The 24,545-nt window shown below is 71.7% G+C and carries 23 protein-coding genes; 15 read left to right on the top strand and 8 right to left on the bottom strand.

Annotation, left to right across the window (positions count from 1 at the left end; translation table 11 throughout):
• Window positions 1–74: 74 nt before the first annotated feature.
• The 5 genes from E1281_RS04885 to E1281_RS04865 all read left to right on the top strand — a co-directional run bounded on the left by E1281_RS04885 (window position 75) and on the right by E1281_RS04865 (window position 5,493).
• Window positions 75–389 (top strand): 2Fe-2S iron-sulfur cluster-binding protein, encoded by a 315-nt coding sequence (locus E1281_RS04885; RefSeq protein ID WP_131875920.1) that lies wholly within the window; start codon window positions 75–77, stop codon window positions 387–389.
• Window positions 390–397: 8 nt separating this feature from the next.
• The gene (locus E1281_RS04880; protein ID WP_131875919.1) at window positions 398–616 is read left to right on the top strand and encodes a hypothetical protein; all 219 of its coding nucleotides are present in this window, start codon (window positions 398–400) and stop codon (window positions 614–616) included.
• A 145-nt stretch (window positions 617–761) separates the two neighbouring features.
• Window positions 762–1,982, top strand: a complete 1,221-nt coding sequence (locus E1281_RS04875) for an ABC transporter substrate-binding protein (protein WP_131875918.1) — start codon at window positions 762–764, stop codon at window positions 1,980–1,982.
• Window positions 1,983–2,006: 24 nt separating this feature from the next.
• Window positions 2,007–4,784, top strand: a complete 2,778-nt coding sequence (locus E1281_RS04870; protein ID WP_131875917.1) for a branched-chain amino acid ABC transporter permease/ATP-binding protein — start codon at window positions 2,007–2,009, stop codon at window positions 4,782–4,784.
• Window positions 4,785–4,788: 4 nt separating this feature from the next.
• Window positions 4,789–5,493, top strand: coding sequence for an ATP-binding cassette domain-containing protein (locus tag E1281_RS04865; protein WP_131875916.1), 705 nt, complete (start codon window positions 4,789–4,791; stop codon window positions 5,491–5,493).
• A gap of 87 nt (window positions 5,494–5,580) precedes the next feature.
• On the opposite strand, the gene E1281_RS04860 is transcribed toward E1281_RS04865, so the two are convergent.
• From E1281_RS04860 to E1281_RS04845, 4 genes are read right to left on the bottom strand one after another with little or no spacing between them, the layout of a single operon-like run.
• Entirely contained in the window at window positions 5,581–6,741 is a 1,161-nt protein-coding gene (locus E1281_RS04860) for an acyl-CoA dehydrogenase family protein (protein ID WP_207943107.1), read from the bottom strand.
• Window positions 6,726–7,763: an acyl-CoA dehydrogenase family protein gene (locus tag E1281_RS04855; RefSeq protein ID WP_131875914.1), complete on the bottom strand. Its 1,038-nt coding sequence runs from the start codon at window positions 7,761–7,763 to the stop codon at window positions 6,726–6,728. The genes E1281_RS04860 and E1281_RS04855 overlap by 16 nt, the downstream gene beginning before the upstream one ends.
• A 13-nt stretch (window positions 7,764–7,776) precedes the next feature.
• Window positions 7,777–9,369, bottom strand: a complete 1,593-nt coding sequence (locus tag E1281_RS04850) for an AMP-binding protein (protein ID WP_131875913.1) — start codon at window positions 9,367–9,369, stop codon at window positions 7,777–7,779.
• Entirely contained in the window at window positions 9,366–10,259 is an 894-nt protein-coding gene (locus tag E1281_RS04845; protein WP_131875912.1) for a MaoC family dehydratase, read from the bottom strand. The genes E1281_RS04850 and E1281_RS04845 overlap by 4 nt, the downstream gene beginning before the upstream one ends.
• A gap of 131 nt (window positions 10,260–10,390) precedes the next feature.
• Between E1281_RS04845 and E1281_RS04840 the strand changes: the two genes are divergently transcribed.
• From E1281_RS04840 to E1281_RS04815, 6 genes are all read left to right on the top strand, one after another.
• Complete coding sequence (locus E1281_RS04840) at window positions 10,391–11,299, top strand: acyl-CoA thioesterase domain-containing protein (protein WP_131875911.1); 909 nt, start codon at window positions 10,391–10,393, stop codon at window positions 11,297–11,299.
• 121 nt (window positions 11,300–11,420) lie between these two features.
• Complete coding sequence (locus tag E1281_RS04835) at window positions 11,421–13,076, top strand: AMP-binding protein (protein WP_207943106.1); 1,656 nt, start codon at window positions 11,421–11,423, stop codon at window positions 13,074–13,076.
• Window positions 13,069–13,482 (top strand): DUF427 domain-containing protein, encoded by a 414-nt coding sequence (locus tag E1281_RS04830; protein WP_207943105.1) that lies wholly within the window; start codon window positions 13,069–13,071, stop codon window positions 13,480–13,482. The genes E1281_RS04835 and E1281_RS04830 overlap by 8 nt, the downstream gene beginning before the upstream one ends.
• A gap of 48 nt (window positions 13,483–13,530) precedes the next feature.
• Complete coding sequence (locus E1281_RS04825) at window positions 13,531–14,709, top strand: amidohydrolase family protein (RefSeq protein WP_131875910.1); 1,179 nt, start codon at window positions 13,531–13,533, stop codon at window positions 14,707–14,709.
• A gap of 3 nt (window positions 14,710–14,712) precedes the next feature.
• A complete protein-coding gene (locus E1281_RS04820; protein ID WP_347813265.1) occupies window positions 14,713–15,621 on the top strand; it encodes an LLM class flavin-dependent oxidoreductase in 909 nt (302 codons plus the stop codon).
• A 26-nt stretch (window positions 15,622–15,647) separates the two neighbouring features.
• Window positions 15,648–16,430 carry a hotdog domain-containing protein gene (locus E1281_RS04815; protein WP_207943104.1) on the top strand — a complete coding sequence of 261 codons (783 nt, stop codon included), beginning with the start codon at window positions 15,648–15,650 and terminating at the stop codon, window positions 16,428–16,430.
• Between the two features lie 18 nt (window positions 16,431–16,448).
• On the opposite strand, the gene E1281_RS04810 is transcribed toward E1281_RS04815, so the two are convergent.
• From E1281_RS04810 to E1281_RS04795, 4 genes are all read right to left on the bottom strand, one after another.
• Window positions 16,449–17,288, bottom strand: a complete 840-nt coding sequence (locus E1281_RS04810) for an LLM class F420-dependent oxidoreductase (RefSeq protein WP_131875908.1) — start codon at window positions 17,286–17,288, stop codon at window positions 16,449–16,451.
• 51 nt (window positions 17,289–17,339) lie between these two features.
• Complete coding sequence (locus E1281_RS04805; RefSeq protein WP_131875907.1) at window positions 17,340–18,131, bottom strand: enoyl-CoA hydratase; 792 nt, start codon at window positions 18,129–18,131, stop codon at window positions 17,340–17,342.
• 677 nt (window positions 18,132–18,808) lie between these two features.
• Complete coding sequence (locus E1281_RS04800) at window positions 18,809–19,897, bottom strand: dihydrodipicolinate reductase (RefSeq protein ID WP_131875906.1); 1,089 nt, start codon at window positions 19,895–19,897, stop codon at window positions 18,809–18,811.
• A gap of 64 nt (window positions 19,898–19,961) precedes the next feature.
• Window positions 19,962–20,879 carry an NAD(P)-dependent oxidoreductase gene (locus E1281_RS04795; RefSeq protein WP_207943103.1) on the bottom strand — a complete coding sequence of 306 codons (918 nt, stop codon included), beginning with the start codon at window positions 20,877–20,879 and terminating at the stop codon, window positions 19,962–19,964.
• 238 nt (window positions 20,880–21,117) lie between these two features.
• Between E1281_RS04795 and E1281_RS04790 the strand changes: the two genes are divergently transcribed.
• The 4 genes from E1281_RS04790 (at window position 21,118) to E1281_RS04775 (ending at window position 24,520) form a co-directional block, all read left to right on the top strand.
• The gene (locus E1281_RS04790; protein WP_131875905.1) at window positions 21,118–21,963 is read left to right on the top strand and encodes an NAD(P)-dependent oxidoreductase; all 846 of its coding nucleotides are present in this window, start codon (window positions 21,118–21,120) and stop codon (window positions 21,961–21,963) included.
• A 38-nt stretch (window positions 21,964–22,001) separates the two neighbouring features.
• Entirely contained in the window at window positions 22,002–22,862 is an 861-nt protein-coding gene (locus E1281_RS04785; protein WP_131875904.1) for a mycofactocin-coupled SDR family oxidoreductase, read from the top strand.
• A 36-nt stretch (window positions 22,863–22,898) separates the two neighbouring features.
• Window positions 22,899–23,090: a ferredoxin gene (locus E1281_RS04780; RefSeq protein ID WP_131875903.1), complete on the top strand. Its 192-nt coding sequence runs from the start codon at window positions 22,899–22,901 to the stop codon at window positions 23,088–23,090.
• 62 nt (window positions 23,091–23,152) lie between these two features.
• Window positions 23,153–24,520: a cytochrome P450 gene (locus tag E1281_RS04775; RefSeq protein WP_131875902.1), complete on the top strand. Its 1,368-nt coding sequence runs from the start codon at window positions 23,153–23,155 to the stop codon at window positions 24,518–24,520.
• Window positions 24,521–24,545 lie beyond the last annotated feature (25 nt).

Genomic DNA, 24,545 nt, shown 5'->3' with positions numbered 1-24,545 from the left:
GCGGCCGGCCGGCCGTGGTGCGCCCCGGGCGCACGGCCGGTCCGGCCGGCCTGCGAGCTGGGGGTCTTGCCACGATGCCGATCGTTCGCGTCGAGCCGGCCGGCGTCGAGTTCGACGTCCCGGCGGGGGAGTCGGTCGCCGAGGCCGCGTGGCGGCTCGGCTACATCTGGCCGACGAAGTGCTACGGGCAGGCGGAGTGCATGGTGTGCTTCGCGAAGGTCGTCGACGGCGAGCTCGGATGCGTGCCGCCGGACGATGAGGAGCTTTTCCAGATGCGCACCCGCCTGCCGAAGCGGCTGCGCGGCCCGCTCGTCCGGCTCGCCTGCCGGCTGCGCGTGACGGGTCCGGGCGTGGTGCTCGAGAAGAAGGGCGTCAGCGCGCCCGAATGAGAGGGATCATGGCGCAGCACATCGGTAATTCGATCCAGGACGTCCAGGCGAGCCCGGAGGCGGCCCAGACGGTGCTGTTGCTGGAGAAGCTGAAGGACATCGACGGCAACCGGATCGCCAAGGACGACTACATCGTCATCCGCAAGGGCGTTCTCGGGCTCCTCGACGTCGTCGCCCGGCTGGAAGGCCGGATCGGCGCGCTGGAGGCGGAGCGCGCGGCCCGCTGAGTGCGGCCGCGCGCGGCCGCTTCACCTGGTCTTTCTCTATCTATTGACGTTGACGTCGAAATATACTTTGATGACTAACGTCAGCCCGGACGGCGAAAGCCCTGACCAGGCACCCCCTTTCGTGTAAGTAGTTGGGAGTTCCACCGTGCGCAGATTCCTCTCCGTCGCCGCCGTCGCGGCGCTCGCGGCGGCCGGCGTTACCGCGTGTTCCGATTCCGGCTCCGACGCCGAGTACGGTAAGGATCTCCCCGGCGAGCCGATCCGGCTGTCGGTGATCGCCTCCGGGCCCGGGCCCATCTACCAGCCCGAGCTGCTGAAGGCCGCCAGGGCCGCGGCCAACGCGGTGAACGACGCGGGCGGCGTGAAGCCGTCCGGCGGCGGCGACGCGCGACCGATCGAGCTGGTCGATTGCGAGGCGTCGACCGTGACCGACCCGAATGCCGCGGTGAAGTGCGCCCGCGAGGCCATCGACAAGAAGGCGGTCGCCAGCGTCGGCAAGTACGTGTCGTCGGACGAGGTCGTCAAGGCGTTCGAGTCGGCGTCGATCCCGCTGGTGGGCACGCAGGTGCAGACCGAGCAGGACTTCGTGAACCCGGCCTCGTTCCCGCTCGTGGGCGGCTCGCCGATGCTGTCGGCGGCCACCGGCGCGGCGCTCCAGGACGCGGGGGCCAAGACGGTCTCCGTCGTGACCGGTGACAGCCCGTCCGGCCGCCTGGTGCCTCAGTACGTCAAGGCCCTGCTGAAGTCGCCGGACGACCTGAAGAAGACCCACTACCTGCCGTTCGACGCGTCGGCCGACCTGACCTCGCAGTTCAGCCAGATCGCCGGCGAGAAGCCGGACGGCGTCGCCCTGCTGGCCTCCACCGACGTCACCAGCAAGACGATCGTGGGCCTGCGGCAGGCCGGCTACCAGGGCAAGATCGCGGTCGTCGCGACGGCGGTTTCCGAGGCGTCCCTGAAGAAGACGGGCGAGGCGGGCGAGGGCACCATCGTCACCAGCGACTACGACGCTCCGACGAACACCGCGAACCCGAAGATCAAGCAGTTCCAGGACGAGATCGACAAATACGGCGACGGCGAGATCGAGGGCACCGAGTTCGCGCTGAACGCGTGGGCGGCGGTCCACTTCGTGGCGGACCGGCTCGGCACGACGGACGAGATCAGCGGCGCCGCGCTCATGAGGTCGCTCAAGGGCAGCAAGGTCTCCATCGGGATCGCCCCCGACTTCACCTACGGCACGCCGAACTTCCTCAAGCTGTCACAGCTCCCGCGGGCGACCATCCAGTTCCAGACGGTGAAGGGCGGCGAGATCCAAGCTCCCGCCGGCGGCAAGTTCACCGATCTGAACGAGCTCGCGAAGCAGTAGCCGGAAAGGCCAGGAGCTTCGCCCATGAACGACTTCCTCACCTTCGTGATCCTGGGGCTGTCCGTGGGGGCGGTCTACGCCCTCACGGCCCAGGGCCTCGTCCTCATCTACCGCGGCAGCGGGGTCGTGAACTTCGCACAGGGCGCCTACAGCATGATCGGCGCCTACCTGTTCTTCCGCGTCGCCCCCGACCTCGGGCTCCCGCAGGCCGCCGCGTGGCCGCTCGCCCTGGGCGTCCCCGCGCTGCTCGGCGCGGCCACGCACCTGCTGCTGATGAAGCATCTGCGGCGCGCGTCGTCGCTGGTGCGGCTGGTCGCGACCCTGGGCGTCTTCGCACTGCTGGTAGGGATCGGCTACCAGTTGTGGGGACACGGGCAGGACCTCGTCGTCTCCCCGCTCCCGGACACCGTGCACCACCTGTTCGGGACGGGCGCGGGGATCGGCCAGGACCGGTTCTGGATCATCGGCATCGCGGGCGTGCTGACGCTCGGCCTCGTGGCGCTGTTCCGCTGGACGTCGTTCGGGCGCACGACCGAGGCGGTCGCCGAGAACCCGGTGGCCGCGGCGGCGCTCGGCAAGTCACCGGACCGCGTCGCCACGGTTAACTGGATGATCGGCGCCGTGCTCGCCTCGCTGGCCGGCATCCTGATCGCCCCGGTCCTGTTCCTCAGCGTCGAGGCACTCGCGCTGATCGTGCTGCGGTCGCTGGCGGCGGCGCTCGTGGGCCGCTTCTACTCGTTCTGGCGGACGCTCGCGGCGGCGCTCGTCATCGGCGTGGTGGAGACGCTCCTCGGCCGCTACATCACCAACGAGGGCCCGCTGGCGCCGGTCGTTTCGGACAACAACCTGCTGTTCGGCACGTTCACCGCGCAGTCGGTGTCGCACTCGGCCGCGTTCCTCATGATCGTCGTGGTGCTGTTCGTCGCGGGCCGCAACCTCCCCGTCCGCGGTGAGCTGCTCGACCGGCTCCCGGTGCTCGGCACGGGCCGCGTGTCGGTTCCGGGGCTGCTCATCGCGGTCGGGATCACCGCGGCCGTCATCCTGGCGGTGCCACCCGCGTGGGCGGCCTCGATCCAGGTCAGCCTCGCCACCGCGATCATCTGCCTGTCGCTGGTCGTCGTCACCGGCCTGACGGGGCAGATCTCCCTCGCGCAGATGGGTCTGGCGGGCACCGGCGCGTGGATCGCCGGAAAGCTGATCCAGACGCAGTCCTGGCCGTTCATCCCGGCCCTGATCGCCGCCGTGGCGATCACCATGGCGGTCGGGGTCCTCATCGCGATCCCGGCGCTGCGGACGCGGGGCGTCAACCTCGCCCTGCTGACCTTCGGCCTGTCGGTCGTGCTGTCCCAGCTGATCCTGCAGAATCCCGCCCTCACCGGCGGGATGGCCGGCATCGACATCGGCACGCTGAACGTGTTCGGCTGGGAGATCGACGGCTTCGACCATCCGCGCCGGCTCGCCTTCGTCACTCTCGGGCTGCTGGTCGCGGTCTCTCTCGCGGTGGCGAACGTGCGGCGCGGCTGGACCGGCCTGCGGCTGATCGCGCTGCGCAGCAACGAGCGGGCGGCGGCGGCGCTCGGCCTCGGCAGTGCGACGATCAAGGTCTACGCGTTCGCGCTCGGCGCGGCCCTCGCCGCGCTCGGGGGCGTGCTGCTGGCGTTCCGGCAGCAGAACCTGGTGCTGACCGAGTTCTCGCCGTTCTCGTCGGTGCAGCTGGTCGTGTACACGGTGATCGGCGGGATCGGCTTCGTGATCGGCGCGCTCGGCGGCGGCGGCTTCGCCCCCGGCGGCATCGGCGGCCAGATCCTGCACTCCTTCGGCCTCGGCACCAACGCGCTGGAGATCGTCTCGGGCGCGATGCTGCTGATCATCATTCTCGCCAACCCGAGCGGGATGGCGTTCGAGCAGGTCCGGTTCGCCACGATGCTGCGCGACCGGTTCAGGCCGGCCGAGCGCCGTCAGGCCGAGCCTCCGCCGACTCCGGCACCGGACACCGCGAAGGCCCTGCCGCGGGAACGTCCACCGGGCGAGCGCGTGTTCGAGGTCTCCGGGCTGAGTGTCCGCTTCGGGCGGGTTCAGGCCGTGAACGATGTGCGGCTGGACGTCGGCCGCGGCGAGGTGCTCGCGCTGATCGGGCCGAACGGCGCCGGGAAGACGACCGTGATCGACGCGCTGACGGGTTTCGTGCGTCCTGACCGGGGCGCGCGGATCCGGCTCGGCGGCGCGGCGCTCGAGGACTGGGGCGCCGCCCGCCGGGCCCGCGCCGGGCTGGTGCGCTCCTTCCAGTCGCTGGAACTGTTCGAGGACCTCACCGTCATGGAGAACCTCCTGGTCACGGCCGGGACCCCGGCCAAGACCCGGTACCTCACCGACCTGGTCCGGCCGCGCATGCCCGCGCTGACGGTCGCCGGCGAGGCCGCCGTCCAGGAGTTCGGGTTCGCCGACGACCTGGCGCGGCTTCCCGACGAGCTGCCGCACGGCCGGCGGCGGCTGCTGGCCATCGCCCGCGCGGTGGCCGCCGGCCCCGCCGTCCTGCTGCTGGACGAGCCCGCGGCCGGGCTCAGTGAGCAGGAGACGGCCGAGCTGGCCCGGCTGATCCGGCGGCTGGCCGACAACCTCGGTATCGCGGTCCTGGTCATCGAGCACGACATGTCTTTCGTGCGGACGTGCGCCGACCGGGTCGCCGTCCTCAACTTCGGAACGCTGATCGCGGACGGGGAGCCGGAGGAGATCCTGCGGGATCCGGCCGTGGTGGCCGCCTACCTCGGGTCGGACGCGCAGACCGAGCGGGAAAGGGCGTGACGCCATGCTGCTGAAGGTCGAGGAGATGTCCGCCGGCTACACCGGCGTGGACGTGATCCGGTCATTGGACCTGCACATCGACGAGGGCGAGGTCGTGGCGCTGCTCGGGCCCAACGGCGCCGGCAAGACCACGACGCTGCTCGCCCTCGCCGGGGTGCTGGTGCCGTCGTCGGGGCGCGTCCTCTACCGGGACGCCCCGCTGCGCGGCGCGCTGCACGTCCGGGCCAAACGCGGCATCTCCTACATCGGCGAGGGGGGCTCGGTCTTCAGCCGGCTGACGACGCTGGCGAACCTGAAGCTCGGTCCCGGCAAGGTCGAGGACGCGCTCGCCCTGTTCCCCGAACTGGAGCCGCTCCTCAACCGGCCCGCCGGGCTGCTGTCCGGCGGCGAGCAGCGGATGCTCGCGCTCGGCCGCAGCCTTGCCGGCAAGCCGGACCTGCTGCTGGTGGACGAGCTGTCCCTCGGCCTCGCCCCGCTGATCGTCACACGGCTGCTGGAGCGGCTCCGCGCCGCCGCCGACGCCGGGACGGCGGTCCTCATCGTCGAGCAGCACGCATCGCAGGTGCTGTCGGTCAGCGACCGGGGGCACGTGCTGCGGCGGGGACGCCTGGCGATGTCGGGCACCGGTGAGGAACTGCTCGCCTCGTCCGGGGCCCTGCAGTCGGCTTACCTGAGCGCCGGGCCGGAGGAGGAACCGGTCGGGGACTGACCCGCCGGGGGGAATGAGCAGGGCCGGCGCCGGTGGCCGCCTGGGAGGGCGGGCACCGGCACCGGCTCTTTCGCCGCCGGCTCCCGCTCAGCGGCGCAGCCCGAGCCCCCGGCGGGCGATGCTGCCGCGCTGGACCTCGCTCGTCCCGCCGTAGATCGTCGTCCCGAGCGAGAAGCGCAGCGAGTGCTCGACGCGCCCGCCCCCGGGCGCGCCGGGGGACAGGTGACTGCGCAGCGCGTCCGGGCCGAGCATGGCGAACAGGTCCTCCGCCGCCCGGGTCAGTGCTTCGGAGCTGAAGAGCTTGGCCATCGGCCCCTCCGCCGCGGGGACGGCGCCCTGCCCGGCCATCACCGCCGCGCGCCGCTGGAGGAGCAGCGAGACCTCCGCCTCGGCGGCGCACCGGCCGAGCCGTTCCCGGACGCCGGGGTCGGCGATGCGGGGCCGGCCCCGTTCGCAGGTCTCCGTCCGCGCCCAGTCCTCCGCCGCCTCCAGCAGCCGCAGCATCGAGGCGCCGAAGCCGACGGAGTGCTCCTCCTGGAGGGCTTCGCCCAGGACGCGCCAGCCGCCGCCGACTTCGCCGATGCGCCACGCGTCGTGGACGCGCGCGTCGCGGTAGTAGGTGATGTTCGTGCGTTCACCGGAGATGGTGCGGACGGCCTGCGCCTCGATGCCGGGCTGGTCGAGGGGGACGAGGAACACGGTCAGCCCCTCGTGCTTGGGGGCGTCCGGATCGGTCCGCGCGAGCAGGAACACATGGTCGCCGATGTGGGCGTTGGTCGTGAACATCTTGGAGCCGTTGATCACCCAGTGGTCGCCGTCCCGCACGGCGCGGGTCCGCGCGGCGGCGAGGTCCGATCCGCACTCGGGCTCGGTGAACCCCAGCACGATGAGGATCTCACCGCGCACCGCCTTCGGGACGACCTGCTCCCGCTGGGTGTCGTCGCCGCACTTCAGGATGGCGCGCGCGACCATGTGCGTCGTGCTGACCCCGTAGGTCGGCGCGTCGGCCCTGCTCAGCTCCTCCTCCACGACGCACAACTCGAACGGGTCGCAGGGACGTCCTCCCCACTCCTCGGGCCAGCCGAGCGCGAGCAACCCAGCCTCGTGCATCGCACGGACGAACCCGGTGTCGTGGGCGACCCCGGTGCGGTGGCACCGCTCGGCGAGTTCGCCGGTGAGGTGTTCCTTGAGGAACGCCCTGACCTCCGTGCGGAGCGCCTCGCCGCGCTCTACTAGGCCGAAGTCCACTGCTCCTCCATCTGTGCGGGGCCGTAGCGGCGGTCGGCCGCCCGGCGGTAGGCGGCACGCGGTTCCAGGCAGACGCCGGCCCATGCGCGGGCGCGCCGGTAGTAAAGCTGGACGTCGTACTCGTCGGTGAAGCCGTAGCCGCCGTGGAAGTGCAGGCTGTGGTAGGTGGCGTCACGCGCCGTCTCGGCGGCGAACCCGAAGGCCAGCGCGGCGAGTTCGGCGAAGCGCTCCGGCTCCTCGGTGGCCGCCCAGGCCGCCTCATAGGCGAGCAGGCGGGCGCCGTCGACGGCGGCGGCCACGTCGGCCAGGGTGTGCGCGACCGCCTGGAAGGAGCCGATCGGAACGTTCCATGCCGTGCGTTCCTTGACGTACCCGACCCCGATCTCCAGCGCGCGGGCGGCGATGCCTACCTGGGCCGCGGCCGTCAGCAGCAGGAACTCGTCCTGTGCCGCCTCGTGCGCGGCCACGGCCTCAGGCCCGGTCGCCAGCACGTCTGCGTCCGGGCCGATCGGCAGGTCGGCGAGCGGCAGCGAACCGAGGTTCGCGGCCCGCGCGCCGCAGCCCTGGACGAGCAGCAGCCGGTCGCCGTTCAGCACCACCGCGCCGTCGGCCACGGCCCCGGCGGGTACGAGCCGGGCCACACCGCCGCGGGCGGGAAGGAAGGCCACCGTCACGGTGCGCTCGCCGGCCAGGGCCGCGGCGAGCGCGGCGGAGGCGGGCGGTGTTCCCAGCCGCGCGAGGAGCCGGGCGGCGGCCTGGGCCTCGATGATCGGTGCGGGCGCGAGGAAACGCCCCTGCAGCTCCGCGACGAGCGCGAGGTCGAGCAGCCGGGCGCCCCAGCCGCCCGCGTCCTCGCCGACCGCCATGGGCAGGACCCCCGCGGACCGCGCGGTGCCCCACAGGGAGGCGTCGAAGCCGAGCGGCTCGGCCTCCCGCACCCGGGACGGCGGCGACGCGCCGGAGAACAGCGAGGTGAAGGAGTCGACGAGCTGGTGCTGCTCGGCGCTGAGACCGACGTCCATGGTGCGGGGCCTTTCAGTTCTCGATGACGCCGCGCCGGGTGGCGCGCAGCCCGTTGAGTTCGGCGTCCCACGCGTCCGGCGGGGCGCCCGCCTCGCGCAGCTCTGCCTTCTTGACCTTGTTGGACGCGGATCGCGGCAGCTCCGGGATGAACGCGATGAACCGGGGAACTGCGAAGTACGGCAGCCGGTCCGCCAGATGCCGGAACAGCTCCGCCGGGTCGGGAGGACCCTCGGGATGGGGCACCACGAGCAGGAGGACCTCCTCCTCGCTGTGCTCGCTCGGTACCCCGACCGCGGCCGCGTCGGTGACCTGCGGGTGCGTGTTCGCCTCCGCCTCGACCTCGACCGAGGAGATGTTCTCGCCGCGCCGCCGGATGCTGTCGCGGATGCGGTCGACGAGGAAGAACTCGCCGTCGGGCATCCTGCGGACGGCGTCCCCGGTGTGGAAGTAGGAGTTCCGCCATGCCTCCGCGGTGGCCTCCGGGCGTCCCGCGTAGCCCTGGAACATCGTCCACGGCTCGTGCGGCCGGACGACCAGCTCACCGATGTGCCCGTCAGGTACGGGGACGTCGTGCTCGTCCACGACCAGCGCGTCGAACCCCGGCCGCACCCAGCCCAGGCCCCCGGCGCCCGACACTCCGTGTGGAGCGGCGAGCGGCGTGGCGGCCTCGGTGCTGCCGTAGCCGGCGCAGTAGGTGACGCCGAACCGCTCGCAGAAAGCGTCGGCGTCGGCCGGGAGCGGTGCCAGGCAGACCTTGCGCAGGCCGCTCTTCCGGTCGAGAGGGCTCGGCGGCTGCGCCTCCAGGAACCGGGCCATGGCGCCGGTCAGGATGGCGAAGGTCGAGCCGCTCTCCGCGATCTCCCGCCAGAAACCCGAAGCGGTGAACCGGGGGCTGATGTAGGCGCGGGCCCCGGCGATGAGCGCGTTGTAGACGCCCCACAGCTGACCGCCCACATGGAACAGCGGGAGCGACACATGGCTGGTGTCGTTGTGCCCGACCGCCCCGATGTAGACCGGGCTGGCGTACCCGTAGGCCTGGGCGTGGGGGAGGAGCACGCCCTTGCTCGGCCCCGTCGTCCCGGAGGTGTAGAACATCGCCGCGATGTCCCACGGGTGCGCCTCGGCGACGACCGGCTCACCGGCGGGCAGGTCGAACCAGCCGCGCCCCGTCTCCGCCGCGGTGCGGGCGATGACGTGGCCGTCCAGCCGCCCGCCGTCGGCCGCCGCCAGCCGGTGGAGGTAGCGGGTGTCGGCGATGGCCGCGACGGCACCGCTGTCGCCGACGACGTGGTCGAGGAAACCCGCGTCGAACGCGGTGTTGACCGGTACCTCCACCGCCCCGGCGCAGGTCAGCCCGAGCCACGCCACGACCGCGTCCACGTGGTTGTCCATCATCAGGAGCACGCGGTCGCCGGGCTGGAGGCCGTACGCGCGCAGGGCGCCGGCCAGCGCGGCGGCCTCCTCCAGAAGCGCGCCGTAGCCCAGTTCCACGCCGGGCCCGGCGATCGCGGGCCGGTCGGGGTGCCGCTCGGCGCGCTCCCGCAGCACGTGCAGGACGGTGCGCTCCTCCAGAGGCGGAAGAGAGCCCTCGAAGGAAGGCTTCACGATGCCTCCTGGTAGTCGGGGTGGAAGTGGAGTTCGCCGCGCAGCGCGACGCGGCCGTCTCCGTTGACGGCCCTCGTGCGCACCGAGCCGTCGCCGGCCGGGGCGAACGCGACGACGAGGCGGTCGTCGTCCGACACGGGCTTCAGGTACGAGACCGCGACCCCGCGAAGCTCGCCGACGCCGAGCCGCGCGGAGTTATGCCGCGCCAGGCGGGCGACGAGGCCCAGCGTGACCTCGCCCGGCAGCGCCGGCGCGGACAGCCCGCGCCTTCGCGACTCGGCCGGATCGATGTGCATCGCGTCCCGCATCCGCCCGCCGGCCGTCAGCCCGAGCAGCGTGCGGAAGATCGCGGCCTGGTAGGGGCGGACGGTCTCCCGCGCCTCGACCGTCCAGATCGTCTCGTCGAGGCCGTCTCGCCCCGGCGAGGGCGGACGCCGGGTGGCCTTTGCCCCGGGAAGCCGGAAGTGCACGTCGAGCGACGAATCCGCGATCGGCCCGTCGGGGGAGGAGGTCTCCACATCAAGCCGGAGCACCAGCCGGTCACCGGTGCGTTCGGCGACACCGAGCGTGGCTGACGCGACGGCGTCACCGCACTCGGCGGGGAGCGGGCGGTGGACGCGGACGCGGCAGGCGCGCGCGAAGGACAGGAGCCCCAGATCCTGCGTGCCCGCCGCGAAGTCGACGAGGGCTCCGCCCGCGAAGCGCGTGGCGAACGTCGCCAGTGTCCGGAAACCGGGCGCCGACTCCCAGACCAGGTCCCGGCCGTTGTGCGCGTCCGCGCCGGTCGCGATGGCGTAGGTGATCGTGTCCCGGAGCGACCAGGGCACCGGGTACGTCCGGCGGCCCCAGCCCTCGGCGAAGCGCAGGATCTCGGAAACGCCGTCCGGCACGTCTGTCCTCCTCGTTCTCCGCCACCGGGGGTGTGGTTGTCGAGAACACATGATTTCGACGTCGTTGTCAACGGGTGGCTTCAGGACATAGATTGCCGGTAGTGCCGCAGCGAGCGACGGGAGTGGGAGCGATGGAGCCTGGAGTGCCGACCGCCGGGGACGATGCGGCCGCGGATGGCGGGGCCAGGCCCTGGGACCAGGACGAGCTGCTCAGGCTGATGGACGTGCGCCAGACCGGGCCGGGGCGCTACACCGCTCCCGCCCACGGGCCGTCCGCGCGCAACGTGGTGGAGGCCGGCCAGCTCCTCGGGGGCGCCGTCGCCGCCGCGTCCAGGGAGATCCCGCACCAGCGCGTCACGTCGGCGACGATGATCTTCTCGCGGGCGGCCGGCCACGATGAGGAGATCGTTTTCGAGTTGGACGTACCGCACGCGGGCCGGACCTACTCCACGATCAACGCGCGGGTCGTCCAGGCGGGAAGGCAGCGCGCCGCCGGCCTCCTCCTGGCGGGGGCGGACGTCGAGGACCTGGTCGGCTCGACCGCGCCCATGCCCGACGTGCCGGCGCCGGAGGAGGTGCGCCCGCTCGGTTTCCCCGAGATGCTGGTCGGGGGCCGGGAGATCCGCGTCGTCGACGACGCCTACGACTTCGACCCCCGGCGGGTCGGGCCGCCGGAGCTGTACGTGTGGACCCGGTTCGACGACGCGCCACCGGAGGCGTACCTGCACGCGGCGCTGATGACGCAGTCGACGACGCACTGGACGATCGCCTCCGCGCTGCGTCCGCACGCCGGCTACAGCGAGGCGATGGCCCACAAGACGATCTCCACCGGCATCTCGAAGGCCACGGTCGCCTTTCACGCCGACGTCGACGTCAGCCAATGGCTGCTTTACGCCAACCAGGTCGTGTACACCGGCCGCGGGATGACGCAGGGCGAGGGGCGCGTCTACGGCGAAGACGGCAGGCTTGTCGCTTCCTACGCGGTGCAGGGGATGATTCGGCCGCTGACCGTCGGCTCGGTGACGGGCACCACGCTGTGAGCCTCGGCCGGTCCCGCCCTCCAGGTATTGACCTCGACGTCGAAATATACTTTGATATGGATCGTCAGCACCGGCGGACGGCGTCCGTCCGACCAGGATACCGACCACTGAAGGCGACACCGTGATCCGAAGCTCTGCTCTCGAAAGCGGGAGCATCCGGCCGGTTCCCGCCGAGCTCGCGCAGCGCTACCGCGACGAAGGCTGGTGGACCGGAGAATCCCTCGGCTCGATGGTGGCCGCCGGCCTGCGCCGCGCCCCGCGCTCGCGCTTCCTCGTGCGGTCCGGAGCGCGCCCCTACGACGGCACCCTCGCCGACGTCGACCGCGCCGCCCGCTCGCTCGCCTGGGCGTTGCGGGTACGGGGCGTCGGCCCGGGGTCGGTCGTCGTGCTCCAGTTGCCGAACTGGGCAGAGGCCGCCATCGCGTTCTGGGCCGCGACCTACGTGGGGGCGGTCGTCGTCCCCGTGGTGCACTTCTACGGCCCGAAGGAGGTCGGCTACATCCTCGACGTCGTCCGGCCCGACGTGATCGTCACCCCCGACCGCTTCGGCCGCACCGATCATCTGGAGCAGTACGGCGAACTGCTGGCCGGACGGGACATCGAGCCGCTGTGGCTGGTCGTGAGCGACCGTCCGGAGCGGGAACTGCCGCAGGCGGCGACACCGTTCGCCCGGATGCTGGACGCCGACCCGCTCCCGGAGCCGGAGGCCGTCGACCCCACCGCCCCGGCGGTCGTCGGGTTCACCTCCGGCACGACGCTCAATCCCAAGGGCGTGGTGCACAGCCACCAGACGATCGGCTGGGAGGCGCGCCAGGCCGACCACTTCTACGGCAAGGGCGGGCCGCCGCAGATCGTCGGTACCCCGGTCGGCCACTTCATGGGGATGATCAACGCGTTCCTGCTGCCGCTGCTGCGGGCGGAGCCGGTGCTCCTGATCGACCGGTGGGACCCGGCCGAGGTGCTGCGCACGATGGCCGCGGACGGGCTAGGCGTCGCCGGCGGGCCGCCCTACTTCCTGACCAGCCTGCTCGACCACCCCGATTTCACCCCCGAGCACCTGGCCTTGATCCCGTATATGGGGCTGGGCGGCTCGACGGTGCCGGAGGCGTTCACCGAGCGGGCGACCGGCGAGGGCATCGCGGTGTACCGCTCCTACGGGAGCACCGAGCACCCTTCGGTCACGGCGAGCCTGCTGGACGACGCCGCCGCCAAGCGGCTGCGCACCGACGGCCGCGCGCTGCCGGGCGCCGAGTTCCGCCTCGACGAGGACGGCGAGATCCTGACGCGCGGCGCGGACTGCTTCGTCGGCTACACCGATCCGGAACTGACCGCCCGCGCGTTCACCGGCGAGGGCTGGTACCGCACCGGCGACATGGGCGTGGTGGACGCCGACGGCTTCCTCACGATCACCGACCGCGTCGCCGACGTGATCATCCGCGGCGGCGAGAACATCAGCGCGCAGGAGATCGAGTCGCTCCTGCTCACCATGGACCAGGTCGCCGAGGTCAGCGTGGTGGCCGAGCCCGACCCGCGGCTGGGCGAGCACGCCTGCGCGGTGATACGCCCGCACGACACGGCGGGACCGGTGTCGCTGGACGACGTGCGGGTCCATCTCACCGAGGCCGGGCTCGCCCGGCAGAAGTGGCCGGAGTCGGTGCATCTGGTCACCGACTTCCCGCGCACGGCCACGGGCAAGATTCAGAAGTTCCTGCTGCGGGAGCAGGTGCGCGGCGGCTCGCTGCGGCACGCGCTCGACCGAGGAGGGGCCCGTGACTGAAGAGGGACAAGGGATGGAAGCGTCGGGCTACGTCGAACGGCCGGACTACCGCGTGGACGTGCGCCGTAAGCGGAACCTCGTCCAGGTCTCGCACGAGGGCGTCACGCTCGCCGAGACGGCGGCCGCGCTCGTCGTCGACGAGCAGGACCACGGCATCGTCGTCTACGTGCCGCGGGCGGACGTGCGGACCGAGCACCTGGCGCCCTCCGACCACACGTCGCGGTGCCCGTTCAAGGGAACGGCGAAGTACTGGCGGCTGCGGGACGGCACCGAGCCGGTCGCTTGGGGGTACCCCGAGCCGTACCCCCAGGTAGCCGTCCTCCTCGACCACATCGCCTTCTACCAGGACCGGGTGGTCGTCCGGCTCGGCGTCGCCGACCCGGTCACCTCCGCCCCCCGCGCCTGACGCGGGCCGAACGCCCGGCGTCCCTCCGAATTCCGAAAGGGTGACCCAATGCCGTCACGTGAGCTTCCGTTTCCGCTGTTCGACGCGGACAACCACCTGTACGAGACCGAGGACGCCTTCACCCGGTACCTGCCGAAGGAGTACCAGGGCGCCATCGAGTACGTGCGGGTCCGGGGACGGACGAAGATCGCGATTCTCGGGCAGATCAGCGACTACATCCCGAACCCCACGTTCGAGAAGGTCGCCCGCCCCGGCGCCCAGGAGGACTACTTCAGGAACGGGAACCCCGAGGGCAAGTCGTACCGGGAGATCGTCGGCAAGCCGATGGAGTCGATCCCCGCGTTCCGGGAGCCGGGTCCGCGGCTGGAGCTCATGGACGAGCAGGGCGTCCAGCGCAGCCTGATGTTCCCGACGCTGGCCAGCCTGCTGGAAGAGCGCATGCGGGACGTCCCCGAGCTGGCCCACGCGGCGGTGCACGCGCTGAACCAGTGGCTGGACGAGGTCTGGTCCTTCAACTACCGGGACCGCATCTACACCGCCCCGGTGATAACGCTCGGGATCGTCGAGGAGGCGATCAAGGAGCTGGAGTGGTGCCTGGAACGCGGCGCACGCGTCGTGCTCATCCGTCCCGCCCCGGCGTACGGGATCCGCGGGCCCCGCTCGGTCGCGCTGCCGGAGTTCGATCCGTTCTGGAAGATCGTCGAGGCGAGCGGCGTCCTGGTGGCGTTCCACTCGTCCGACAGCGGCTATCAGCGCTACACGGCGGACTGGGAGGGCCGGCAGAACGAGTACCTGCCGTTCACGCTGCAACCCTTCCGCGAGATCGGGCAGTGGCGGGCGATCGAGGACACGGTGGCGTCGCTCATCTGCCACGGCTGCCTGTCCCGCTTCCCCGAGCTGAAGATCGCCACCATCGAGACCGGGGCGTCCTGGGTCCGGCCGCTGCTGGAGAAGCTCGCGACCACCTACAAGAAGATGCCGCACGGCTTCCAGGAGGAGCCGGTGGAGCAGATGCGCCGGCTGATCCACGTGAGCCCGTTCATCGAGGACGACATGGGCGCGCTGGCCGACCTGATCGGGTTCGACCGGGTCCTGTTCGGCTCGGACTTCCCGCACCCGGAGGGCAAGGCCGACCCGATCACCTTCGTCGACGACCTCGCCCACCTCGGAGACGAGGCCAAAGCCAAGATCATGGGCGGCAACCTCTCCCGCCTCATCCCCGTGTGACCGATTCGCCGGGCGGAGCGATCAGATGATGGAGCGGGCCAAGCCGGTCTCTACCTGCCGCAGGTCAGGATGGATTTCGCGACCATCGAACGGCGCGTGCGGGCGGCCGAGGAGGCAGGCTTCCATTCCGCCTGGTTCATCGACCACCTCGCGCCTCCCCGCGGCCGCGACCTCGGCATGCTCGACGCCTGGACGGTCGCCACGGCGGTGGCCATGCGCACCGAGCGGCTGCACGTCGGCCACCTCGTGCTGTGCGCGGAGTTCCGCCACCCGGCGGTCCTGGCGAAGATGGCCGCCAGCCTCGACGTGATCTCCGGGGGGCGCTTCGAACTCGGCCTGGGCTGGGGGTCGGTGGCGGGGGAGCTCACCGACTACGGATTCACCGACCCCGGGCCCCCGGCCCGCGCGGCCAGGCTCGCCGAGGCCATCGACCTCGTCCGCCTGCTGTGGACCGGTGAGCCGGTCGACTTCGACGGCGCGCACTGGACCCTCCAGGACGCGGTCTGCCTGCCCCGCCCCGTCTCCGGCCGGGTGCCGATCCACATCGGCGGCTCCGGCCCGAAGCTCACGATGCCGCTGGTCGCCGGACGGGCCGACTGGTGGAACTGCCCGTCGACCGCCGCGGACCGGCTCGCCGAGCTGCGTCCGTCGGCCGGCCGTGCCCGGGTCTCGGTCCAGCACCCGATCGGCCTGGCACCCTCCTCGGCCGCGCGCGACGAGGTCGTCGAGACCACCCACCGCCGCTTCGGCGCGTGGGGCGGCGTCATCGCCGGTACCCCCGACGAGGTCGCCGCCGCGCTGCTGCGCCAGCGCGACGCCGGAGCCGAGCTGTTCGTCTGCCAGTTCCACGACTTCGGCGCACCGGAGACGGTCCGGCTCTTCGCCGACGAGGTCCTCCCGGCACTGGAATGACCCTCTGATCGAAGGAGCGCGGGAATGTGACCGTCAGCGACGAGCCGCGGGCGCCGAAGTACCTGCTGGACGAGCTCGGCTTCGCCACCAGAACGGCCGGCAGGGAGCTGCACGGTACGGCGGCGGTCACCCCCGCGATGCGCGTGCCGGGCACCCCGCACCTGCGGACGTCCATCCTGGCCGCGTGGGCGGACACCCTGACCGGCCTGCTGGCCACCCAGGTCACGACGCCCCGCGTGCCGGTGACCCTGGACCTCGACGTGCAGCTGTACCGTCCGGCTCCCGGGGACGGGACCGTCCAGGGGACCGCCAGGGTCGTCAAGGTCGGCCGCTCGGTCTTCGCCGCCGAGGTCGAGTTCACGTCGTCCGGCGGCGGGCCCCTGGCCATCGCGAACGCCTCGTTCATGACGGCGCCGGACGCCCGGCTCCGGCTCCCGCCAGGCTTCAGCGTCGAGCTTCCGGCGTCCCGGGAGCCCCTGGCCGTTCCGTTCGCCGAGCGCGCGGGCTGCGAGCGCCGCGGCCCCGGCGTGGCCGTCCTGCCCAGGACCGAGGACGGTCTGAACGCCTCGGGCACCGTCAACGGCGGTCTCCTCGCCCTGGTCGCGGAGGAGGCGGCACTGTCGCCGGCGCAGGGCGAGACGCTGTGCTCGCTCGGCCTGCGCTACCTCCAGCCCGCCCGCGTGGGACCCGTCATCGCCACCGCCGTCCGGCGGGACGGTCTCGGGAGGGTGGAGCTGCGGGACTCGGGTAACGGCGGCCGCCTCAGCTGCATCGCCGTGACCAGGACCTTCCAGGGCGGGAGCGGCTAGGGAGCGCGGCTCGGCCCGTCAGCCGAGGAAGTCGCCGGCGAACCGGCGCAGCCCCTCCAGCGCCTCCCGGGAACGGGTCCAGGGCGCGACGATCAGGCGCGTCACCCCGGCACGGGCATACGGCTCGACATCCGCGGGCCGGGTGATCCGCTCGCCGGGCAGCGTGATCTCGATCGGGGCCGTCCGTCCCGCGTGCTCGGCCAGTTCGCCCAGCCGCGCCAGCGAGCGGGGGAGCTCCTCCAGGGTGTGGTTCATCGGCATCCAGCCGGCGCCGACGGTGGCGGCCCGGCGCAGGGCCGCGGCCCCGTCGCCGCCGATGTGCAGCGGCGGCCCCGGACGCTGCAGCGGCTTCGGCTCGAACGCCACGGGACCGAAGTCGAAGTGCTCACCATGGTGCTCGACCACGGCCTCGTCCCACAGGCGGCGGCACACGGCGATGGCCTCGTCCATCCGTGCCCCGCGGCGGTCGAAGTCCAGCCCCACCGCCTCCCATTCCGACCGCAGCCAGCCGGCCCCGACACCGAAGGCCAGCCGCCCGCCGGACAGGACGTCCACCGTCGCCGCCGCCCGCGCGGTCACGAAGGGGTGCCGCAGCCCGATGTTGTACACGCAGGTGCCGAGCGTGATGCGGGACGTCCGTGCGGCAAGGTTGCACAGCACCCCGAACGCGTCGAAGACCGGGACCTCCGGTGGCAGGGGTGGATGGTCCGACCCCCGGTGCGGGCTCCCCGCAACATCGATCGGCAGGACCAGGTGCTCGGGGATCCACACCGACTCGAACCCCAGCCGCTCGGCCTCCCCGGCCACCTCGCCCCACAGCCGGGGACTGACGGCGCCGAGCTGTACTCCGAACCTCATGTCTTCCCCGTACCGTTCAACCGAAAGCGATGTCGAAATCAGCAAGGGCGCTCACTGGCCTCGGAGGTTCTTCTTCATTCCTTCGAGCTGCATGAGGACGGGGAGGCCGCTGTGGCTGAGGGCGTTGCCGTGGCCGGTTTCGTGGATGTCGAAGACCGACTGGACGGCGGCGTAGAAGCCCTGGACGTCGAGGGTCTGGTTGACGGCGCGTTTGGCCTGGCGGAGTGCGAAGGGGTGCATCCGGGCGATCTGCTCGGCCAGTTCCATGCTGGCGGAGTCGAGGTCGTCGAGGGGGACGACGCGGTTGACCATGCCGACCTTCTCGGCCTCTTCGGCGGTGACGGGGCGGCCGGTGAACAGGATCTCCTTGGCCTTACGGGGGCCGAGTTCCCAGGTGTGGCCGTGGTATTCCACGCCGCCGATGCCCATGTGCACGACGGGGTCGGAGAACTCGGCGTTGTCGGCGGCGACGATCAGGTCGCAGGGCCAGCACAACATCAGCCCGCCGGCGATGCACTTGCCCTGGACTGCGGCGATGGAGGGCTTGGGGACGTTGCGCCACCGCAGTGTGTACTCCAGGTACCGGCGCGCTTCGATGTCGTAGATGTATTCGAGCGTCAGTTTCTCCGGGGCGGGGCCGCCGCCTTTGAGATCGTGGCCGGCGGAGAAGTGCCTGCCGTTGCCGCGCAGCACGATGACCCGCACGTCGTCGTCGGCGGCGGCGCGGGTCCATGCTGCGTCGAGGTCGTCCAGCAGTTCCATGGTCTGGGCGTTGGCGGCCTCGGGACGGTTCAGCGTGATGACCGCCACCCGGTCCTTCACCTCGTACAGAATATGGTCCATCGGACTCTCCTGCCCCGCACAAACTCTTGACATCGAAATCAGATTCAATAATCTGCTACTCATCGGGAGCATGTCAAGGCGGCCTGCCACGGCGCCTTGCCGCTGCGGGTCCAGGAGGCAGTGTGCTGGCCGGCCTGGGTTCTCGGCCTTGCCGATGATGAGAGCGCCGGGGACGCCGGGTGCTCTCGCCCGGGCGGGCCGGGATTTCGATCACGGCGATGGCCTGGCGTGCCGCCGACCTCGCCCCCGACCGGGGCTGAGACGCGGCGCCGCCGCCCCGCACCGACGCCGAGTCGGGCGTTCAGTTGCTCCAGTGCGTCGTCGATGCGCTGTAGGTACTCGGAGCGAGGAACCGCTGCGTGCCGACGCCCCCTGCACCGTGTCCTCAGCGTCACCGGGCCGTCCTCCAAGCGCGAGCAGGCGCTTTCATGCCCGGGCGACCGTATGGCGGCGGCCTCGGCGGCGAAACCGGAACCGGCCGACACCGCACCGTCCAGCGCTTCGGACAGGTGTAGTTGACCACCCGCTTGGTCTCGCGGAGCGCTTGGGCGGGCTGTGCGGCCACCGTCCGGCCCACCGCTGCAGCACCAGGAGCAAGAAGCCCAGTTGACGGCGGAGATCACTGTCAACGAAAAGCGGAGCAGCTCCTCGGAGGAGCTTTCGTTCGGTCGGCGCGCTCAGCCGAGCATGCCCACGATCTGCGGCAGCTCGGCGGTCGTGCGGATGCCGGGCTCCGCGGCGCAGACGTAGGGGACGGCGTTGACGGCGCGGTGGGCGGTGTAGCCGGGGGTGGTCTCGGCCATCCGGTCCGGCGACACGGGGAAGCGCAGGTCGACGTCCAGTGGCGCGTCGCCCTCCACCGCGATGCGCCATCCGGTGCCGCGGACATCCCAGGCGGGTTCGAGGTCGGTGGTGCAGTACCAGCTCGCGCGGAAGCGCAGCACGGCCCGTCCGTTCCGGATGCCGGAGACCGTGATGCGCTGGGCGGCCACGGTCCCGGCCTCGATCTCGCCGGCGGCGATGCGGAACGTGTGCGGCGCGGTCGCGACCTCGCCGTCGGCCTCCAGCGAGTCGAGCGGCATCGACAGCGCCTCGGCCAGCGACCGCAGGGACGGGCCGAAGCTGGCGCGCCCGTGGGCGAGCCGGCCTTCGTCCATCTCGGCGGGCGCATTGCCGAAGCCCATGATGTCGAACAGCAGTGCGGGGGACTCCCGCCGGGAGAGGTCGGCGAACTCGTGGATCGTGAGGCGGTCGAGCCGGCGCTGGATCGAGGTCAGTACCAGCGGAACGGCCTCGGTGATGAAACCGGGGCTGCTACCGGTGCTGTGGACGGAGGTGCCGCCTCGCTCGCACGCCGCCTCGATCCGCTTGCGGACGTCGGGGTCGAGACTGCCCGGGTGGTGGAACTCGCCGCGAGTCGTGACGACGTTCGCCCCCGATTCCAGCAGCCGGCACACCGTGTCGAAGTCGCAGGACTGCGGCATGTAGAGGACGCAGTCGGCCCCCAGCGCCAGGATCTCGTCAACGTCCCCGGTGGTGGTGACGCCCGTCGGGTCCAAGCCGCACAGCTCCCCGGAATCCTTGCCCACCTTGGCCGGCGTGTGGACAAACGCTCCGGCCAAGGTCAGGGCCGGGTGCTCGATGACGGCCCGCAGCGCCCGGGCGCCGATGTTCCCGGTGGCCCACTGGACGACCCGCTGCGGCGGCCGTCCGTCCGGTTCGTCCTTGGGGCGGCGGTCCGACTCGTCATGCGGTGTGTCCCCCATGTGCAGCACCTCGCTCTCCAAGTACGAGAATATTAATCTCGCATCCGAAATAGGTCAATTCCGTTCACGGTCGGGCGGGCTCTCCCCTGCGATGGTCCATGAGCTCCAGGGCGTCGTCGGCCGCCGACATGACCGGGCCGGTGGGGACGCCCGCCGCCTCGGCGACGGCGGCCAGCAACCGCGCGTCCTTCTGGAGCAGAGCACCCGCGCGGGACGCCAGCGGGTCGAGCGTCCCGCCGGCCGCGGCGACCCGTCCGAGCGCGAAGCTCGCCCCGCTGCCGTGGGACACGACCTCCGCGAGGCGGGCCGTGTCGACGCCGAGCGAGCGGCCCAGCGCGAGCGCACCCGCCGCCGTCGCGAGGTTGGCCGTGAAGAGTACGTTGTTGAGCAGCTTGGTGAGCTGCCCGGATCCCAGCGGGCCGAGGTGGACGATCGGATCGGCGTAGGTCGCGAACACCGGCCGGCAGCGCTCGACCGCGGCGGGCTCACCGCCCGCCATCAGCAGCAGGCTCCCCTCGGCCGCCGCCGGGCCGCCACCGCTGACCGGCGCGTCCACGACCGAGACGCCGCACGCGGCGGCCGCCTCGGCCAGGCGCCGGCAGGTGTCGGGGTGGACGGTGCTGTGCACCACGATCACCCCGCCCGCCGCGAGCCGGGCCAGCACTCCGGCCTCGCCGGCGACGACCTGTTCGACACCCGCGTCGTCCACCACGCAGACGCCGACGACGTCGCAGTCCGCGGCCAGTTCGGCGGGGGAGCCGGCGACCTTTGCGCCGGTGCCGGCGAACGGTTCGAGGGACGCGGGGCGGCGGGCCCACAGCGTCGTCGGGAACCCCGCGTCGACGATCCGACGAGCCATCGGCGCCCCCTGGCTGCCCAGCCCGATGAAGCCGACGCGCAACGTCACGGCGGGTGCGCTCCCGGGCACGCCGTCGGGGGTGGTCTCGGACGAAGACGAAGGGGTCACGTTCGCTCCGCTCATCGGCGCTCCTTCTGGACGGATCTGCGTTTCGGTGCGGTGCCGCGTGGCATGCCGCCCGCGTCCGGCTTCCATCTTCCATGTGTCAGATCAACAGATTGAACTATCGTTCACCAAGATGACCTATTGCTCAATCTGTTGAGCATGGCTAGTGTCGCGATCACCCGGAACTCCCCACGGAACGCGTTCGGGTCGGCGTCCACGTCGCGCGGGTGCGACGCCCTGGCGAATAGGAGCAGCCATGCGCCTCGGATACGTCGGAGCAGGCCGGATGGGCCGCCCGATGGTGGGCCGCCTCGTCGCGGCCGGCCACGAGACCCGGGTGCTCGGCCGGACTCCCGAGGCGCGCACCGCGCTCGCGGAGGGCGGCGCGCGGCCCGTCGCGGACGTCGCCGCCGTCGGGGAGGACGCGGACGCCGTCATGGTCTGCCTCTTCGACGATGACCAGGTCCGCGACGTGTGCATCGACGGTCCGCTGATGTCCCGGATGCGGACCGGGTCCGTGGTCGTCGTGCACACCACCGGGAGTCCGGACACCGTCGAGGCCGTCGCCGCCCGCGCCGCATCGCGCGGCGTCCAGGTGGTCGACGCCCCGGTCAGCGGTGGTCCGCACGACATCGCCGCTGGGCGGATCTGCCTCTTCGTGGGCGGCGCCGAGGAGGCCGTGGAGCGGGTCCGGCCCGTACTGCGCGGCTACGGCGATCCGATCCTGCACGTGGGCGCGCTGGGCGCGGGCCAGCGGGTGAAGCTGCTCAACAACGCGCTTTTCGGCGCCCAGATCGGGCTGCTGGCCGACGCGGTCCGCCTCGGCGCGACGTCCGGGGTGGACGAGACCGTCCTGATCGAGGCGCTTCAGCACGGCAGCGCGGCGAGCCGCGCGCTGGCCGGCGTGGCGGCGCGCGGCTCCGTCACGGCGTTCGCCGCGGCGGTGGGCGGGTTCCTCGGCAAGGACATGGACGTAGTCCGGCGGGTCGCCGCCGAGCACGGCTCCGAGTTGGGCGCGCTGGGCGAGGGCCTGGACGCGCTGGCCGGAGTGCTGGCGGCGGCCACCGCCGGCGACCGGATGACAAGCTCCACCGCCGGTTGACGGAACCGGACGGCATAGCAGGAAAGGGACGACGCCATATGGGACGTGTCGAGGGGAAGGTCGCGTTCGTGACGGGCGCGGCGCGCGGACAGGGGCGCAGTCACGCCGTGCGGCTGGCCGAGGAGGGCGCCGACGTCATCGCGGTCGACATCTGCCAGGACATCGAGACGGTCGGCTACAAGCTCGCCGGGCCGGACGACCTCAAGGAGACGGCCCGCCTGATCGAGGCGGCGGGTCGGCGCGTGGTCACGGCGCAGGCCGACGTGCGCGACGCCGGGCAGCTGGGCGAGGCCCTGGAGCGGGGCGTCCGCGAGCTCGGCCGGCTGGACGTCGTGGTCGCGCAGGCCGGCATCGCGCCGCTGCACGGGCAGCCGCCTCTGCAGGCCTGGACGGACGTCATCAACGTCAACCTTGTCGGCACCATCAACGCGATCCAGGTCGCGCTGCCGCACCTGGGCGAGGGTGCCTCGATCATCGCGACCGGGTCGGCGGCGGCGCTGATGAACATGGGCGCCGTGCAGAATCCCGGATCGAATCCCGGCGGCACCGGCTACGCGTTCACCAAGCGGGCGCTGTCGGAGTACGCGCACGAGCTCGCGCGCAACCTCGCGCCGCAGAAGATCCGGATCAACGTGGTCCACCCGACCAACTGCAACACCCCGATGCTGCAGAGCGTGCCGATGTACCGCTCATTCCGCCCGGACCTGGAGGCGCCGACCCGCGCGGACGCCGAGCCCGCGTTCGCGGTCCAGCAGGCCTTCCCCGTCCCCTACGTCGAGGCGAGCGACATCAGCGACACCGTTCTCTTCCTCGCTTCGGACGAATCCAGGTTCGTGACCGGGATGCAGATGCGCGTGGACGCCGGCGGTTACCTGAAGTGGCACGACTATCACATCTGATCAATACGTGACGACAATCGGGCAGAAGGAGACAGCGTGAAGGTGCGCGTCGATTCGGAACGGTGCCAAGGGCATACGCTCTGCGCGATGATCGCCCCGGAGATCTTCGAGCTCCGCGATATCGACGGTCATTCGTCCGTCGTGCACGAGGATGTTCCGCCGGACCAGGAGGTTCAGGTGAGCGAGGCCGTCAACTCGTGTCCGGAGCGAGCGATCTCCACCTCTTGACGGCGCCGTGCCGGGCTCCCACCGCGGCGACCCAACCTCGATCGGCATTGGAGAAAGGCAACATGGGTGCGGATGACGTCGTCAGAGACGGCGATCGGAAAAAGCCGCGATACCATTTCGACCGGCACACGCCGGAGTATCGCGAGCAGTTCGAGGCGATCACCGAGGAAATGCATGGGAAATGCCCCATCGCGTGGTCGGACACCTATGACGGCCACTGGGTCGCCGCGGGCAACCGCGAGGTGTTCGAGCTCGCCCGAGCCGCCGACCGCGTGTCGAACGACCACGATGTGAAGGGTGTGCGGCGCGGCTACAAGGGCATCTCCATTCCCACCCCCGAGCGGGGTGCGGGAAGCGTCGGCGGCTTCCTGGAGATGGACCCGCCCACCCAGCGGTACTACCGGCAGGCGCTCAACCCGTACCTGTCGCCGGCCGCCATCGACCGGTGGGTCCCGGTGATCGACGAACTGGTGCGCGCCTGCCTCGACGAGAAGATCGAGGAAGGCCGCATCGACTTCGTCGACGAACTGGCCAACATCGTCCCGGCCGTCCTCACGCTCGGCATGCTGGGGATCCCCCTCGAGGACTGGCAGATCTACAACGAGCCGGTGCACGCGGCGGTGTACACGCGGCCGGGCACGCCCGAGGCGGCACGGGTCGCTGAGCTGCACCGAGAGATGGGGCAGCATCTGGTCGGCAGCTTCCTGGAGATCCAGCGGAACCCGCGGCCGGGCCTGATCGACGAGATCGCTCGGCTCAAGATCGACGGGGAGACCCCGCCGTTCGAGGAACTGCTCGGTACGATCGGCCTGATCATCGGCGGCGGTTTCGACACCACCACGGCCCTCACCGCGCACGCCCTGGAGTGGCTGGGGGAGAATCCGGACGAGCGCGCGAAGCTGAGCCGCGAGCGGGGCGCCATGCTGAACTCGGCGACCGAGGAGTTCCTGCGCTTCTACACCCCGGCGGTGGGCGACGGCCGGACGATCTCGGCCGACTGCGAGATCGAGGGAGCCCGCTTCAAGGAGGGCGACCGGCTCTGGTTGTCGTGGGCCATGGCCAACCGGGACGCCAAGGTGTTCCCGGAACCGAACCGGATCGACCTCGCGCGGAAGAACAACCGGCACAGCAGCTTCGGGATCGGCATCCACCGGTGCATCGGCTCGAACGTCGCGCGCACGGTGTTCAAGCGGATGCTCGTGCAGGTGCTCGACCGGATGCCGGACTACCGGTGCGACCCCGAGGGCACGGTGCACTACGACACCATCGGCGTCATCAACGGGATGCGCCACCTGCCGGCGACCTTCACCCCCGGCGAGCGGTGGGGGAATGGGCTCGACGAAACCCTCGCGACCCTGCAGCGGGTCGTGGACGAACAGGGTCTGGCTGAGCCGGTGACCGTCCGGAAGACCCAGGCCCGGATCGGTTGAAGGACGATCCGATCGGGGCTCAGGG

Origin of the sequence: Actinomadura sp. KC345, assembly GCF_004348515.1 — a bacterium.
GTDB lineage: Bacteria > Actinomycetota > Actinomycetes > Streptosporangiales > Streptosporangiaceae > Spirillospora.
This window is presented reverse-complemented; position numbering and strand designations above follow the sequence as displayed.

What these genes read in the sequence shown, in the direction of transcription:
- E1281_RS04885 (WP_131875920.1), top strand. Translation starts at nt 75, where the DNA reads ATGCCGATCGTTCGCGTCGAGCCGGCCGGCGTCGAGTTCGACGTCCCG.
- E1281_RS04880 (WP_131875919.1), top strand. Translation starts at nt 398, where the DNA reads ATGGCGCAGCACATCGGTAATTCGATCCAGGACGTCCAGGCGAGCCCG.
- E1281_RS04870 (WP_131875917.1), top strand. Translation starts at nt 2,007, where the DNA reads ATGAACGACTTCCTCACCTTCGTGATCCTGGGGCTGTCCGTGGGGGCG.
- E1281_RS04865 (WP_131875916.1), top strand. Translation starts at nt 4,789, where the DNA reads ATGCTGCTGAAGGTCGAGGAGATGTCCGCCGGCTACACCGGCGTGGAC.
- E1281_RS04855 (WP_131875914.1), bottom strand. Translation starts at nt 7,763, where the DNA reads ATGGACGTCGGTCTCAGCGCCGAGCAGCACCAGCTCGTCGACTCCTTC.
- E1281_RS04840 (WP_131875911.1), top strand. Translation starts at nt 10,391, where the DNA reads ATGGAGCCTGGAGTGCCGACCGCCGGGGACGATGCGGCCGCGGATGGC.
- E1281_RS04825 (WP_131875910.1), top strand. Translation starts at nt 13,531, where the DNA reads ATGCCGTCACGTGAGCTTCCGTTTCCGCTGTTCGACGCGGACAACCAC.
- E1281_RS04810 (WP_131875908.1), bottom strand. Translation starts at nt 17,288, where the DNA reads ATGAGGTTCGGAGTACAGCTCGGCGCCGTCAGTCCCCGGCTGTGGGGC.
- E1281_RS04805 (WP_131875907.1), bottom strand. Translation starts at nt 18,131, where the DNA reads ATGGACCATATTCTGTACGAGGTGAAGGACCGGGTGGCGGTCATCACG.
- E1281_RS04800 (WP_131875906.1), bottom strand. Translation starts at nt 19,897, where the DNA reads ATGGGGGACACACCGCATGACGAGTCGGACCGCCGCCCCAAGGACGAA.
- E1281_RS04795 (WP_207943103.1), bottom strand. Translation starts at nt 20,879, where the DNA reads ATGAGCGGAGCGAACGTGACCCCTTCGTCTTCGTCCGAGACCACCCCC.
- E1281_RS04790 (WP_131875905.1), top strand. Translation starts at nt 21,118, where the DNA reads ATGCGCCTCGGATACGTCGGAGCAGGCCGGATGGGCCGCCCGATGGTG.
- E1281_RS04785 (WP_131875904.1), top strand. Translation starts at nt 22,002, where the DNA reads ATGGGACGTGTCGAGGGGAAGGTCGCGTTCGTGACGGGCGCGGCGCGC.
- E1281_RS04775 (WP_131875902.1), top strand. Translation starts at nt 23,153, where the DNA reads ATGGGTGCGGATGACGTCGTCAGAGACGGCGATCGGAAAAAGCCGCGA.